Below are 15,036 nucleotides of genomic sequence, written 5' to 3' on the forward strand. Positions count from 1 at the left end.
AAATCGCTGACATGGCCTTGTTTTCCTTCTCCTACACGTACTTCAGGTCTGCCCGCTTCGCTGTGCGCCCGCCACTCATGTGCGTTCCCCCACATACACGCCGAGGAAGCCGCCGCGCCAAGGTGTTCGTTGCGCCCCGGATTACCGTGCACAGGGCATCTGTGCTCGTGCCACTTTTCGCCGCAGAGACGGGAGACAGAGACGATGCAGACGCGTGAACACTGGCACCAACTGGCGTTTCCCGGCACTGCGGCGATTACACGTACGTGAACCTCACGGCGGCATCCGACGTTCAAGACCCGATGTCGCCATTTTTAATTCATCCATTGAAAGGAAATCACCCATGGACCTGAACCTGACAGGCAAGCTCGCACTGGTGAGCGGCAGCACAGCCGGCATCGGTTTCGCTATCGCCAGCACGTTGGCGCAGGAGGGCGCTCGTGTGATCGTGAACGGCCGCGCCCAGTCATCTGTGGACGACGTGGTCGCGCAGCTGAAAGCGCAGACGGGCAGCGACGTGCAGGGATTTGCGGGCGATCTCAGTACCGCCGCTTCAGCAGAAGAGCTCGCGCGACGCTATCCGGACGTGGAAATTCTGGTCAACAACCTGGGCATCTTCGAGCCCAAGCCGTTTGAAGAGATTCCCGATGCGGACTGGCAGCGGTTCTTCGACGTCAATGTCTTGAGTGGGGTACGCCTCGCTCGCCTGTTTTTGCCTGCGATGAGGCAGGCCAACTGGGGGCGCATCATTTTCATTTCGAGCGAAAGCGCGGTGCAGATTCCAGCAGAAATGATCCACTACGGGATGACGAAAACCGCGCAGCTGGCGGTCTCGCGGGGGCTCGCCGAAGCCGTTGCCGGCACGGGCATTACAGTCAATAGCGTGCTGCCGGGGCCGACGAAATCGCGGGGAGTGGGTGAATTCGTGGAGACCCTTGCCAAGGCCGACGGCAAATCGTTTGAAGCGTTCGAAACAGAGTTCTTCGAGAAGGTCCGTCCCACCTCGCTCATCAAGCGATTTGGTTCGCCGCAGGAAATCGCGTCGCTCGTGGCCTATATCGCCAGTCCGCTTTCGTCCGCCACGACGGGAGCCGCGTTGCGGGCCGACGGGGGCGTTATAAAAAGCGCCTTCTAGACCCCGAAGGCATTGGGCCGGCTTCTCACACGACCGGCCCCAACTCAGTGCAAAGACAAGCGCGGCTTGCCATGAGCCGCCCTTTTTTCGTGCGTCGCCGCGTCCGCCGATCGGTTCGCGAACCGCTTATCTGGCCGCCATCATTTCATCGCGAACCTCGGCGCCGATCTCGAACGAGCGCAGCCGCGCGGCGTGATCGTAAATCTGCGCGGTCAGCATCAACTCGTTCGCGCCGGTCTGCTCGATGATCGATTGCAGACCTTCGCGGATTGCGTCGCGATCGCCGAGCACCGTGCAGGCGAGCGCACGCGCGACGTTGTTCAACTCCATCTCCGACGCGTCGAGCCGCTCGACCGGCGGCTGCAATTGTCCCGGCGTGCCGCGCCGCAGATTGATGAACTGCTGCTGCAGCGACGTGAACAGCCGTGCGGCTTCGTCGTTCGTGTCGGCGGCGAACAGATTGACGCCGACCATCGCATAGGGCTTCGCCAGCGTCGCGGACGGCCGGAACTGCGTGCGATACACCTGCAACGCGGTCATCATGTAATCGGGCGCGAAGTGCGACGCGAACGCGAACGGCAGCCCGAGCGCCGCGGCCAGTTGCGCGCTGTACAGCGACGAACCGAGCAGCCACAGCGGCACGTTCAGGCCCGCGCCCGGCACCGCGCGAATGCGCTGGCCCGCGACCGGCTCGGCGAAATACCGTTGCAATTCGACGACGTCGTCGGGGAAGGTTTCGGCGCTCGCCTGGAGATCGCGGCGCAGCGCGCGAGCGGTGGTCTGATCGGTGCCGGGCGCGCGGCCGAGGCCGAGATCGATCCGCCCCGGATACAGCGACGCGAGCGTGCCGAACTGCTCGGCGATCACGAGCGGCGCATGGTTCGGCAGCATGATGCCGCCGGAGCCGACGCGAATCGTCTTCGTGCCGCCGGCCACGTAGCCGATCACGACCGAGGTCGCCGCGCTCGCGATACCGGTCATGTTGTGATGCTCGGCGAGCCAGTAACGCTTGTAGTTCAGCTTTTCCGCGTGCTGCGCGAGTGACAGTGTGTTCCTGAACGCGTCAGCCGGCGTGGCACCCGCGGTGACCGGCGAAAGATCGAGAACCGAGAAGGGGATCATTGTCTGTTGATTGCGATGGGCGGCGCTTTCGCGCGATGGGGCATTGTGGCAAAGCGGCGCCTTTTCTGCTGGCGGCGCGGCGATGCCCCTGTCGACGGAAGGGTCGGCAGGACCGATGAGGTGCGCTGAGGCGCGACCCATGGCGCGGAAATTGCGCATGCGTAGCGTGTTCGTGCGGCGGTGCTTCGCATTCGCAGTGCGCCCGAATCAGCAATCCAGCGAGTGACCGTGCGCCGATCGGAATTCGAGTGTACGGTTAAGTATCGGTGCGGTGACGCGACCCGTTGCCGGACATCCGGAATGTAGCGAAGGAGTTCCCGATCCCATGAATGTCGTCAAAGAGTTTCGTACCCGGTCATTCCAAGACGTGTCCCATGCATTGCTCGACCGCGAGGAGATCGCGCTTGTCGACGTGCGTGAGGAAGATCCGCACGCGCGCAGTCATCCGTTGTTCGCCGCCAATCTGCCGCTGTCGCGGCTCGAACTCGACGCGCCCCTGCGGCTGCCTCGCCCGGCCGTGCCGATCGTCGTGTTCGATGCCGGCGAAGGCCTCGCGAGGCGTGCGGCCGAGCGCTTCGCCGAACTCGGCTATACCAACGTCGCCTTGCTGGAAGGCGGCCTGCAAGGCTGGCGCGAAGCGGGCGGCGAGTTGTTCAAGGATGTCAACGTGCCGAGCAAGGCGTTCGGCGAACTGGTCGAAAGCGTGCGTCATACGCCGTCGCTGTCCGCGCAGCAGGTGCAGGCGCTGCTCGATCGCGAGGCCGATGTCGTGGTGCTCGACGCGCGCCGCTTCGACGAGTTTCAGATCATGAACATTCCCGGCAGCATCAGCGTGCCGGGTGCGGAGCTGGTGCTGCGCGCGCGGCAGCTCGCGCCGGATCCGGCCACGCGCATCATCGTCAATTGCGCGGGGCGCACGCGCAGCATCATCGGCGCGCAGTCGCTGATCAACGCGGGCGTGCCGAATCCGGTGGCCGCGCTGCGCAACGGCACGATGGGCTGGACGCTCGCCGGTCAACCGCTCGCGCATGGCAGCGCTCGGCGTGTCGAAGGCGCGGTCGACGACGCTTCCCGTCTCGCCGCGGCAGACGGCGCGCGCGCGCTTGCCGACCGGGCGCGCGTGCGCCGCACGTCGCGCGACGAAGCGCGCCGCTGGGCCGACGAAGCGATGCGTACCGTCTATCGCTTCGACGTGCGCAACCCCGAGGAATACGAGGCGGGCCACGTGCCCGGTTTTCGCAGCGCGCCGGGCGGCCAGCTCGTGCAGGAAACCGACCTGTTCGTGACGGTGCGCGGCGCACGCGTGATCCTCGCGGACAGCGACGGTGTGCGCGCGAACATGACCGCATCGTGGCTCGCGCAGATGAACATAGAGGCGTACGTGGTCGATGGCCTGACGGCGGCCGATTTCGCCGAGAAGGGCATGGCGCCGTTGGCGCGCAACGCGGTCACGCCGCCCGACGTCGACGACATCGCGCCGGCCGAGCTCGCCGCGCTGCTGCAGTCGACGGGAACGGTCGTGCTCGACTTCACGAGCAGCACGCACTATCTGAGGCGGCATATTCCGGGCGCGTGGTTCGTGATCCGCAGTCAGCTCGCCGACGCGCTGCGCACACTGCCCGACGCGAAGCGCTACGTGCTCACGTGCGGCAGCGACGTGCTCGCGCGCTTCGTCGCGCCGGAGCTCGCCGCGGCGACCGGGCGGCCGGTGCAGGTGCTGCGCGGCGGCACGATCGCGTGGATCGACGCGGGCTTGCCCGTGGAGTCGGGCGGCACGCGGATGGCGTCGCCGCGGATCGATCGTTATCAGCGGCCGTATGAGGGCACCGAGAACGCGCTCGAAGCGATGAGCGCGTATCTGGAGTGGGAGCATGGGCTCGTCGCGCAACTCGCGCGCGACGGCACGCACGGCTTTCGTGTGATTTGATGGGCCGGCCATCCGGGGGCCGGCGAGCCGGCGGCCGGCCATCCGGCACCCCTCTTGCGCCGCGCGAATCTTCTGCCGATTCGGTGTAAACGCGCTCTCGTCGAAACCCTCCGATGCGTTTAGATTAGCAGCATCTGGAAGGCTTTTCGAGGGACCAGGGCGGCCATAAAAGGCAGCGGTTTGTCATTCGGCGATGGCGCAAGGTGAGTAGCCAAGGTTGCTCATCGCTTCGTCTGGAGCAGACCGCTGCGCGTCGTCCGCGGTGCCTCGCGCAAGGCGGCTAATGAGCCGCCGTCACTTCCGGTTGATCCTATCGACCGACATGGCGACGCTGTACACAGCGTCGCCTTTTTGCTTCTGGCGTGCCCATCTCGACGGACCTCAGCCGATCCATTAGTGCTGCGCGCAACACGTTGCGTGCGTAGCCGCACCCGTCGCGCCCGCGTTGCTCGCGGTTTTCTCCGTGCGCGGTTATCCTTGTAGTACACACTACAGACCGGCCAGGCGCCGCGACGACAGATCCCACACATCCGGACAGGAACCGAAGTGAGCCTCAAACCGCTGGGCGTCACGCTACTGATAGCGTGCTTTGCGCTGACCGGCTGCGACCAACAGCAGAGCGATCAAGCCGTGCAAAAACTCAAGGACTTTTTCAATGCCGTCAAACCGGACGCGTTGCTGCTCAAGAACATGACGCCGGGCGTCACGACCGAAGCGCAAATCCTCGCGCAGATGGGCAAGCCCGAGACCACGCGCACCTTCACCGACGGCTCGAAGCGCTTCGAATATCCGCGCGGCCCGCAAGGCCTGAACACCTACATGGTCGACATCGATCGCGACGGCAAGCTGCAGGCGATCACGCAGGTGCTGACCGCGGACAACTTCGCGCAGGTTCGCTCGGGCATGACCGAGGACGAGGTGCGGCGCTTGCTTGGCAAGCCTGGACAGGTGGCGGTGTTTCCGCTGAAGCCGGAAACCGTGTGGAGCTGGAAATGGCGCGAGGGCGGCGTGACCGAAGAAGGCATCTTCAACGTTCACTTCGACCGGAACCAGAGGGTGTACACCACGTCACGCTCGGACGTGATCCGCGGGCGATAGGCGGGGGCAATGTCGATCAGAAGACGGCCGGATAAGCGGGCCGAAAAAGCGGGGCAGGCATGATACGTCGACGTCGATACAGCCGGATCGGGCTGGTGTTGGGGGGCGGCGCCGCGCGCGGCTGGGCGCATATCGGCGCGATTCGCGCGCTGCAAGACGCGGGCATCAGGCCCGACGTCGTGTGCGGCACGTCGATCGGCGCGCTGGTCGGCGCGGTTTATGCGAACGGCGATCTCGACTGGCTCGAGGAGTGGGTGTCGCGTCTCACGTGGCAGACCGTGGTGCGGCTGCTCGATCTGCGCATCTCGGGCGGCCTGCTTGGCGGGCGCAAGGTGATCCAGCTATTCGCCGACAAATTCGCCGGCCGCTCGATTGCGCAACTGCACATGCCGTTCGCGGCGGTCGCGACCGAACTCGACACGGGCCGCGAAATCTGGCTGCAGGACGGCAGCACGATCGACTCGGTGCGCGCGTCGATTGCGATTCCGGGCATCTTCACGCCGGTATGGCACAACGGCGTGTGGCTCGTCGACGGCGGGCTCAGCAATCCGGTGCCGGTGTCGGTCGCGCGTGGCATGCGCGCGGACTGCGTGATCGCGATCGATCTGAACAACGACATCCTGAACGGCCGCGACTTCGGCGGCGCGGTCATCGAAACGCCCGCGCTCGATCCCACCGCGCCGCCGCCCGTCGCGCTGCGCCGCAACGGCAAGCCGTGGCCGCGCTGGCTCGCGCCAGCCGAGGCGAGCGCCACCGACGACGTGCGCGTGCCGCCGAAGCCAAGCGCGCAGGTGCCGTCGATGCTGAGCTCGATCGCGCAAAGCATCGACATCATGCAAGTGCGCATCACGCGCAGCCGGCTCGCTGGCGAACCGGCCGATATCCTGATCCAGCCGCGTCTCGGCGGCATGGGCATCTTCGATTTTCATCGCGCGGCGCCAGCCATCGAGGAAGGGCGCGAGGCGGTCGAGCAGATGCTGCCGGCGATTCGCGCGCGGCTCGGGCTCGACTGAGCGCGAGCTGTCAGGCGTCGGAGCCGGCGTGGACGCGCTGATGCAACAGCGCGACGCGTTTGGGCGGTGCCACCGCCGTCGGCGCGGCCTATCGAAAAAGCGACCCAAAACTTGCGAAATCGCCGCACGGCCAGGCGCGCGCCGCGCGTGCGACAAGACGATAACCCCTGTGAAACCAAGCGCTACGAGCGTTCCCTCGTGCGTCGAAGTGCCATGTTGCGTCGCAGCAAACCCCCCGCCCGGTATTTGAGAAATTGATTTCAGCTTGCGAGACTCCGCGCCATGCCGGAGCAGCGAGCAGCCCATGAAGCCGCCGCCATCCGCGCCAATTCTACGAACCTGGATGGAGACACGCGTGTTCCTATACGGCTTTGGTCCCGTGCTGCTCGCCGGCACGCTCCAGACGATCGAGTTGTCCGTTCTGTCGCTGGCGGCCGCTGTGTTGCTCGGCCTCGCGGGCGCGGCGGCGAAACTCTCGTTCAACCGGCCCTTGCGGGTCATCGCGACCGGCTACACGACGCTGATCCGCTCGGTGCCCGACCTAGTGCTGATGCTGCTGCTGTTCTACAGCATCCAGATCTGGCTCAATGATCTGACCGACATGTTCAGCATCGAGCAGATCGACATCGATCCGTTCGTGGCCGGCGTGCTGACGCTCGGTTTCATCTACGGCGCGTATTTCACCGAGACTTTTCGCGGCGCCTTTCTCGCGGTGCCGCGCGGCCAGCTCGAAGCGGGCAGCGCGTACGGCATGAGCGGCGTGCGCGTGTTCACGCGCATCCTGTTCCCGCAGATGATGCGCTTCGCGCTACCCGGCATCGGCAACAACTGGCAGGTGCTCGTGAAGGCCACCGCGCTCGTGTCGATCATCGGTCTCGCCGACGTCGTCAAGGCCGCGCAGGACGCGGGCAAGAGTACCTTCAACATGTTCTTCTTCATCCTCGTCGCCGCGCTGATCTATCTGGCGATCACCACCGTATCGAACCTCGTGCTGATCTGGCTGAACCGCCGCTATTCGATCGGCGTGCGACACGCGGAGCTCTGAGCGTCATGATCGACATCCTCAATCAATTCTGGAAGGCGTATCTGTTCTGGGACGGGCAACGCCTGTCGGGTCTCGCGGTCACGCTGTGGTTGCTGGTCGCGTCGATCGCGATCGGCTTCGTGTGCGCCGTGCCGCTCGCGGTTGCGCGCGTGTCGAAGAAGCGCTGGCTGTCGACGCCGGTACGTCTGTACACCTACGTATTTCGTGGCACGCCGCTCTACGTCCAGCTGCTGTTGATCTACACCGGCGTGTACAGTCTCGCGTTCGTGCGTTCGCACAGTCTGCTCGACGCGTTCTTTCGCAGCGGCTTTCACTGTGCGATCCTCGCGTTCGCCTTGAACACCTGCGCGTACACGACCGAGATTTTCGCGGGCGCCATCCGCTCGACCTCGCACGGAGAAGTCGAGGCGGCGCGTGCCTACGGCATGAGCGCGTTCACGATGTACCGGCGCATTGTGATACCGTCCGCGCTGCGCCGCGCGTTGCCGTTGTACAGTAACGAAGTGATCCTGATGCTGCACGCGACGACGGTCGCGTTCACGGCCACGGTGCCCGACATCCTGAAGGTCGCGCGCGACGCGAACTCGGCGACCTACCAGTCGTTCAACGCGTTCGGGCTCGCGGCGCTGATTTATCTCGTGGTGTCGTTCGCGCTGGTTGCGCTGTTCCGGCGCGCCGAGCGTCGCTGGCTCGCGCATCTCGCGGTGCGCACGCACTGAGCGCGCGTTGACGACATAGCATCGGGCGCCTCGAGCTTCGGCAGGGCGGCGTCCGCACCAGACCGATCCGTATTCTCACTGGGAGAGCATCTTGCTCCATACCACTCAAACCGAAGCTTGCAAGCTCGCCGTACAGGACATCCACAAGCGCTACGGCGACAACGAAGTGCTCAAGGGCGTGTCGCTCAACGCGAACAAGGGCGACGTGATCAGCATCATCGGCGCGAGCGGCTCGGGCAAGAGCACTTTCCTGCGTTGCATCAATTTTCTCGAGCGGCCGAACGCCGGGCAGATCATCGTCGACGGCGAAGCGGTCAAGACGAAGACCGATCGCGCCGGCAATCTCGAAGTTGCCGATCACAAGCAGCTGCAGCGCATCCGCACGAAGCTCGCGATGGTGTTCCAGCACTTCAACCTGTGGGCGCACATGAACGTGCTCGAGAACGTGATCGAAGCGCCGATTCATGTGCTCGGTCTGAAGCGCAAGGAGGCCGAGGACCGGGCGCGCGAGTATCTGGAGAAGGTCGGGCTCGCGCCGCGTCTCGAGAAGCAGTATCCGTCGCATCTGTCGGGCGGCCAGCAGCAGCGTGTCGCGATCGCGCGCGCGCTCGCGATGGACCCGGATGTGATGCTGTTCGACGAGCCGACCTCCGCGCTCGACCCCGAACTCGTCGGCGAAGTGCTGAAGGTGATGCAGAAGCTCGCCGAGGAAGGCCGCACGATGATCGTCGTCACGCACGAAATGGGCTTCGCGCGCAATGTGTCGAACCATGTGATGTTCCTGCACCAGGGCCGCACCGAGGAGGAGGGCAATCCCGCCGAGGTGCTGAGCGCGCCGCGCAGCGAGCGCCTGAAGCAGTTCCTGTCCGGCAGCCTGAAGTAACGCGCGGCTCGCTTTTCACGGACACCCGATGGCCCGCACGTCCACCCCGGCTCGCACGACCCAGGTCGCGATCGTGGCCCTGCCGCCCGTGTCGATGTCGGGCGTCGGGCCGATCGTCGACGCGCTCAGTCTCGCCAATGAAATCGACGGCCGCGCGCTGTATCGCGTGCAGGTATGTTCGTGGGACGGCCGCGCGGTGCCGCTCGCGGGCGGCGCGCAATGGCCGGCCGATGCCGCGTTCGGCGACGCGATCGCGTGTGACTGGCTGATCATCGTCAGCGAGCGGTTCCAGCAGTTCGCCGACTACCGGCTGTTTCTCGCGAGCCTCGCGCGCGTCGGTCAGCGCACGCCGCTCGTCACCGGTATCCACCACGGCGTGTGGTGGCTCGCGATGGCGGGGCAACTGTCCGGCTATCGCGTCAGCGTGAACTGGGAAACCTATCAGCAGTTCTCTGAACAGTTCGAACGCTCGATCGTCACGCAGCAGATCTTCGAAATCGATCGCGATCGCGCGACCTGCGCGGGCGGCCAGGCGACCGTCGACTTCATGCTCGCGATGATCGGCCGCGAGCACGGGCCCGAACTCGCGGAGCGCATCGCCGATACGCTGGGCGTAGGCGTGCTGCGCGCGGGCGAGGAGCGTCAGCGCATTCCGTTCGTGACCGCGCCGGGCGAGCGCCACCCGCGCCTGAACGACGCGCTGCTGCTGATGGAAGCCAATATCGAGGACCCGCTGACCACCGATGAAATCGCCGGCCTCGTCGGCGTCTCGCGGCGGCAGCTCGAGCGCCTGTTTCGCCAGTATCTCGGCTCGATGCCGTCCAAATACTATCTGGGGCTGCGGCTGTCGAAGGCGCGCACGCAATTGCAGCGCACCAGCAAATCCGTCGTGCAGATCAGCCTCGCATGCGGGTTTTCGTCGGCGGCGCACTTTTCGAATGCGTATCGGGAGCGCTTCGGCGTCACGCCGCGCGAGGATCGCCGCAACTGGATCGACCGCCAGACCGGCGCGCACGGCGGCGCGAGCGAGCCGCGGCCGGCCGCGCTGATCGAGCGGCCCGAGCTCGATTGACGCAAGCCATCTGAAAGCGAAACCGCGGCAAGTTCAGCGCAAAGCTCGACAGCCGCGACGCGCGGAACCTCATAGAATGCGTCGCGTATGCGCAAGACGTGCCGCGCGCGGTTTCCTACACTAGCTGTATTACCTGTCACCCGTAAAAGGAATTGCCATGAACGACCTGACTGTGACACGCCAGACCTTCGACGAAGTCATGGTGCCGGTGTTTGCCCCCGCCGCCTTCGTACCGGATCGCGGTCTCGGCTCGCGCGTGTGGGACACGCAAGGCCGCGACTATATCGACTTCGCCGGCGGCATCGCCGTCACCGCGCTCGGTCATGCGCATCCGGAGCTGCTGAAGGTACTGCATGAGCAGGGCAGCAAGCTGTGGCACATCGGCAATGGCTACACGAACGAGCCGGTGCTGCGCCTCGCGAAGCGCCTCGAAAGCCTCACGTTCGCCGACCGCGCGTTCTTTGCGAATTCGGGCGCCGAGGCGAACGAGGCCGCGCTGAAGCTCGCGCGCCGCGTCGCGTTCGACCGTCACGGCGCGCAGAAAGATGAAATCATTTCGTTTGCGCAGTCGTTCCACGGCCGCACGCTGTTCACCGTCAGCGTCGGTGGCCAGCCGAAGTACTCGGAAGGCTTCGGCCCGGTGCCGGCCGGCATCACGCATCTGCCGTACAACGACACCGAAGCGGCGAAGAAGGCGATCGGCGCCCAGACCTGCGCGGTGATCGTCGAGCCGATCCAGGGCGAGGGCGGCGTGATCCCGGCCGATCCGGCGTTCCTGAAGGCGCTGCGCGAAGCGTGCGACCGGCACAACGCGCTGCTGATTTTCGATGAAGTGCAAACCGGCGTGGGCCGCAGCGGCTTCTTCTACGCGTACCAGGACACCGGCGTGACGCCGGACATCCTGACCACCGCGAAGGCGCTCGGCAACGGCTTCCCGATCGGCGCGATGCTGACCACCCAAGAGCTCGCCGCGCACTTCAAGGTCGGCGTGCACGGCACGACTTACGGCGGCAATCCGCTCGGCTCGGCGATCGCGGAAAAAGTGGTCGAACTCGTCAGCGACCCGAAGCTGCTCGAAGGCGTACGCTCGCGCAGCGAAGTGCTGAAGGGTCATCTCGCGAAACTGAACGAGCGCTTCGGGCTTTTTACCGAAGTGCGCGGCAAGGGTCTCCTGATCGGCGCCGAACTGAACGACACGTTCCGGGGCCGCGCGAAGGACTTCGTCACCGCGGCCGGCCAGCACGGCGTGATCATGCTGATGGCGGGTCCGGACGTGCTGCGCTTCGTGCCGTCGCTGATCATGCCGCTCGACGACATGGCCGCAGGCTTCGCGCGTCTCGAGACGGCGTTCGGCGAACTCGTCGGCGCGAACGCGCAGGCGGCGTCGCATTGATGTTCAGGCAGTCCCGCACGCCCACGCTGATGCAGCGGATCATGCGTCACATTCAACAGGAACGATGATGCTCTTCGTACGTCCAGGCCGCCTTGCCGATCTCGATGCGCTCGAGCATATGGCGCGCACCGCGCAGCCGGTGCTGCATTCCCTGCCGCACGACCGGCGCGCGCTCGAAGCGCAGGTCGCGTTGTCGGAAGACTCGTTTCGCGCGGAGGTCGATTTTCCGGGCGAGGAGTTTTATCTGTTCGTGCTCGAAGACTCGGAGACCGGCAAGCTGATGGGCACCGCGAGCATCGTCGCGGCGGCCGGTTACGCGGACCCGTTCTACGTGTTTCGCAACGACGCGCTGATTCATGCGTCGCGCGAACTGCATGTGAATCGCAAGATTCACGCGCTGACGATGTCGCACGAGCTGACCGGCAAGAGCCGGCTCGCGGGCTACTACATCGACCCGTCGCTGCGCGGCGACGCGGCTGCGCAACTGATGTCGCGCGCGCGGATGATGTACATCGCCGCGAATCGCAAGCGCTTCACGCCCGAGGTGTTCTCGCTGCTGCTCGGCGTGACGGACGAAAACGGTGTATCGCCGTTCTGGGAAGCGGTGGGGCGCAAGTTTTTCGGCCGCGATTTCGCCGACATCGAAGTCGAATCGGGCGGCCGCAGCCGCACCTTCATCGCCGAAGTGATGCCGACCTATCCCGTGTATGTGCCGCTGTTGCCCGAAGCGGCGCAGCGCGTGCTCGGCGAGCCGGACGCGAACGCGCTGCTCGCCTACGAGATTCATCTCGAGGAAGGCTTCGAGACCGACCGCTACGTCGATATCTTCGACGCGGGTCCGGTACTGACCGCGCAGGTGGATCGCAGTGTCAGCGTGAAGCACAACGAAACGCGCGTCGTGCGCGAGGCATCTGCGACGCACGGCGAAACGTACCTGATCGCGCACAACGGCGCCGCCGGCGAGTTCCGTTGCGTGCTCGGCGATCTCGCGCCCGGCAAGGCGTCGGGCGCCGGGTTGTCACAGGCGGCGCGCGGCGCGCTCGGCGTACGGGAAGGCGATGCGGTGCGCTGCGTGCCGCTGCATCAGCCGCAGGATGAACAATCGGGAGAAGCGCAATGATCGTCGTTCGCGTAGTACAACGAGGCGATGTGGATGCGCTGATGCGGCTCGCGCAGGAAACCGGGCCCGGCCTGACCACCTTCAAACCGGATCGCGATGCGCTCGCGGCGCGTGTCGAGCGCGCGCGCCGCACGATGGAAGATCAGGCCGCGCCGCACGAGGCCGGTTATTTCTTCGTGATGGAAGACACCGCGACCGGCGACGTGGCCGGCGTCTGCGGTATCGAAACGGCGGTGGGTCTGCAGCAGCCGTTCTACAACTATCGCGTGAGCACGGTCGTGCACGCGAGCCAGGATCTCGGCATCTGGACGCGCATGCACGCGCTGAACATCTCGCACGACCTCACCGGTTATGCGGAAGTGTGCTCGCTGTTCCTGAGCCCGCGTTATCGCACGAGCGGCGTCGGCGGCTTGCTGTCGCGCTCGCGCTTCATGTTTCTCGCGCAGTTTCGCGAGCGTTTTCCGCAGCGTCTGTGCGCGGAGTTGCGCGGCCATTTCGACGAGCAGGGCACGTCGCCGTTCTGGCACGCGGTCGGCTCGCATTTTTACCAGATCGATTTCAACGCGGCCGACTATCTGAGCTCGCACGGCCGCAAGGCGTTTCTCGCCGAGCTGATGCCGCGCTATCCGGTGTACGTCGAACTGTTGCCGGAAGAGGCGCAGCGCTGCGTCGGCCTCACGCATAACGACACGATTCCCGCGCGCCGCATGCTCGAAGCCGAAGGGCTGCGCTATGAGAATCACGTCGATATTTTCGACGCGGGTCCGGTGCTCGAATGCCATATCGCCGATTTGCGCACGGTGCGCGAAAGCGTGCTGGTGGCGGCTGAAATTGGCGAGGCAGCGGAGCAAGCCGCGCAGGACGGGCCGAAGTCGATGGTATCGAATACGTCGCTCGGCGATTTTCGCGTTGGCGTCGTGGCGGGCGTGCCGCGCAACGGTGTGTGCCGCCTGAGCGCGGCCGAGGCCGACGCGCTTCGCGTGCAGGCGGGCGATCCGCTGCGGGTGCTGCCGTTGAAACACAAACAGGGATGATCATGAGCGAGCTTTTCATCGACGGCGAATGGGCCGCCGGCACAGGACCCGTATTCGCATCGCGCAATCCCGGCACGGGCGCGGTGGTGTGGCAAGGCAACAGCGCGTCGGCGGACGACGTCGATCGCGCGGTACGTAGCGCGCGCCGCGCGTTCGCCGCATGGTCGGCGCTGACGCTCGACGAGCGCTGCGCGGTGGTGCGCCGCTTCGCCGCGCTCGTGACAGAGCGCAAGGAAGCGCTCGCCGAAGCGATCGGCCGCGAGACCGGCAAGCCGCTGTGGGAAGCGCGCACCGAAGCGGCCTCGATGGCCGCGAAGGTCGAGATCTCGATTCAGTCCTACAACGAACGCACCGGCGAAAAGCGCTCGGCGATGGCCGACGGCACCGCGGTGCTGCGGCATCGTCCGCATGGCGTGGTGGCGGTGTTCGGGCCGTACAACTTCCCGGGCCATCTGCCGAACGGGCATATCGTGCCCGCGCTGATCGCCGGTAACGCGGTCGTGTTCAAGCCGTCCGAACTTGCGCCCGGCGTCGCGGCGCTGACCGTGCAGATCTGGCGCGACGCGGGGCTGCCTGCCGGCGTGCTGAATCTCGTACAGGGTGAGAAGGATACCGGCATCGCGCTCGCGAATCACCGGCAGATCGACGGACTGTTCTTCACCGGTAGTTCGGATACGGGAACATTGCTGCACAAACAGTTCGGCGGACGGCCGGAGATCGTGCTCGCGCTCGAAATGGGCGGCAACAATCCGCTCGTGATCGGCCCGGTCGCGGACCTCGACGCCGCCGTGCACCACACGATTCAATCGGCGTTTCTGTCGGCGGGGCAGCGCTGCACATGCGCGCGCCGCATCTTCGTGCCCGACGATGCGTTCGGCGAGCGTTTCCTCGCGCGCCTGACGGAAGTGAGCGCGCGCATCGGCGTCGGTGAATACAACGCCAAGCCGCAGCCGTTCATGGGCGCCGTGGTGTCGGCGCGCGCGGCCTCGCGTTTGATCGGCGCGCAGGAGCGTCTGCTCGCGAGCGGCGCGAAGGCTCTGCTGAAAATGGAGCAGCGCGATCCGCAACTCGGCTTCGTCACGCCCGCGATTCTCGACGTGACCGACGTAAAGGACCTGCCCGACGAGGAGCACTTCGGTCCGCTCGCGCAGATCATCCGCTACCGCAATTTCGACGACGCGCTCGAACGGGCAAACGATACGGAGTTCGGTCTCTCGGCGGGCCTGCTCGCCGACGACGAAGCGCTGTGGACGCATTTCCAGCGCACGATTCGCGCGGGCATCGTCAACTGGAACCGGCCGACCAATGGCGCTTCTTCAGGAGCGCCGTTCGGCGGGCCGGGCCGCTCCGGCAATCATCGGCCGAGCGCGTACTATGCGGCCGACTACTGCGCATACCCAATGGCCTCGGTCGAGAGCGCGCAACTGAACATGCCCGCGAGCGTCTCGCCAGGCCTTCAATTCTAAGGATCGACG

At 65.6% G+C, this 15,036-nt stretch carries 13 protein-coding genes; 12 read left to right on the forward strand and 1 reads right to left on the reverse strand.

The genetic code is table 11. The features are described 5' to 3' along the window. Positions 1-343: 343 nt before the first annotated feature. A complete protein-coding gene (locus tag OKW29_RS22265) occupies positions 344-1,135 on the forward strand; it encodes an SDR family NAD(P)-dependent oxidoreductase (RefSeq protein ID WP_429292650.1) in 792 nt (263 codons plus the stop codon). Positions 1,136-1,261: 126 nt separating this feature from the next. Here OKW29_RS22265 and OKW29_RS22270 read toward each other — a convergent pair whose 3' ends face one another. Beyond that, entirely contained in the window at positions 1,262-2,257 is a 996-nt protein-coding gene (locus OKW29_RS22270) for an LLM class flavin-dependent oxidoreductase (protein WP_090805675.1), read from the reverse strand. Positions 2,258-2,582: 325 nt separating this feature from the next. Between OKW29_RS22270 and OKW29_RS22275 the strand changes: the two genes are divergently transcribed. From OKW29_RS22275 to astD, 11 genes are all read left to right on the forward strand, one after another. Next, positions 2,583-4,184, forward strand: a complete 1,602-nt coding sequence (locus OKW29_RS22275; RefSeq protein WP_429292651.1) for a rhodanese-related sulfurtransferase — start codon at positions 2,583-2,585, stop codon at positions 4,182-4,184. 546 nt (positions 4,185-4,730) lie between these two features. Then, positions 4,731-5,282, forward strand: coding sequence for an outer membrane protein assembly factor BamE domain-containing protein (gene bamE / locus OKW29_RS22280; RefSeq protein WP_090803993.1), 552 nt, complete (start codon positions 4,731-4,733; stop codon positions 5,280-5,282). A 59-nt stretch (positions 5,283-5,341) separates the two neighbouring features. After that, positions 5,342-6,295 carry a patatin-like phospholipase family protein gene (locus OKW29_RS22285; protein WP_184069999.1) on the forward strand — a complete coding sequence of 318 codons (954 nt, stop codon included), beginning with the start codon at positions 5,342-5,344 and terminating at the stop codon, positions 6,293-6,295. A 355-nt stretch (positions 6,296-6,650) separates the two neighbouring features. Continuing rightward, the gene (locus OKW29_RS22290) at positions 6,651-7,340 is read left to right on the forward strand and encodes an ABC transporter permease (protein WP_090805677.1); all 690 of its coding nucleotides are present in this window, start codon (positions 6,651-6,653) and stop codon (positions 7,338-7,340) included. A gap of 5 nt (positions 7,341-7,345) precedes the next feature. Then, positions 7,346-8,059: an ABC transporter permease gene (locus tag OKW29_RS22295; RefSeq protein ID WP_184044231.1), complete on the forward strand. Its 714-nt coding sequence runs from the start codon at positions 7,346-7,348 to the stop codon at positions 8,057-8,059. Positions 8,060-8,150: 91 nt separating this feature from the next. After that, positions 8,151-8,942, forward strand: coding sequence for an ABC transporter ATP-binding protein (locus OKW29_RS22300; protein ID WP_184044229.1), 792 nt, complete (start codon positions 8,151-8,153; stop codon positions 8,940-8,942). Between the two features lie 28 nt (positions 8,943-8,970). Beyond that, positions 8,971-10,014, forward strand: a complete 1,044-nt coding sequence (locus tag OKW29_RS22305; RefSeq protein WP_184032924.1) for a GlxA family transcriptional regulator — start codon at positions 8,971-8,973, stop codon at positions 10,012-10,014. Positions 10,015-10,171: 157 nt separating this feature from the next. Then, on the forward strand, positions 10,172-11,407 hold the full coding sequence (locus OKW29_RS22310) for an aspartate aminotransferase family protein (RefSeq protein ID WP_429292652.1): 1,236 nt from the start codon (positions 10,172-10,174) through the stop codon (positions 11,405-11,407). 67 nt (positions 11,408-11,474) lie between these two features. Continuing rightward, positions 11,475-12,527 (forward strand): arginine/ornithine succinyltransferase subunit alpha, encoded by a 1,053-nt coding sequence (gene aruF, locus OKW29_RS22315; RefSeq protein WP_429294907.1) that lies wholly within the window; start codon positions 11,475-11,477, stop codon positions 12,525-12,527. After that, positions 12,524-13,561: an arginine N-succinyltransferase gene (gene astA, locus OKW29_RS22320; protein ID WP_187626712.1), complete on the forward strand. Its 1,038-nt coding sequence runs from the start codon at positions 12,524-12,526 to the stop codon at positions 13,559-13,561. The genes aruF and astA overlap by 4 nt, the downstream gene beginning before the upstream one ends. A 2-nt stretch (positions 13,562-13,563) precedes the next feature. Next, positions 13,564-15,027: a succinylglutamate-semialdehyde dehydrogenase gene (astD, locus tag OKW29_RS22325; RefSeq protein WP_184069990.1), complete on the forward strand. Its 1,464-nt coding sequence runs from the start codon at positions 13,564-13,566 to the stop codon at positions 15,025-15,027. Positions 15,028-15,036: the final 9 nt, after the last annotated feature.

The sequence above is a fragment of the Paraburkholderia sp. CI3 genome (assembly GCF_050436505.1).
GTDB classification, from domain to species: Bacteria; Pseudomonadota; Gammaproteobacteria; order Burkholderiales; family Burkholderiaceae; genus Paraburkholderia; species Paraburkholderia tuberum.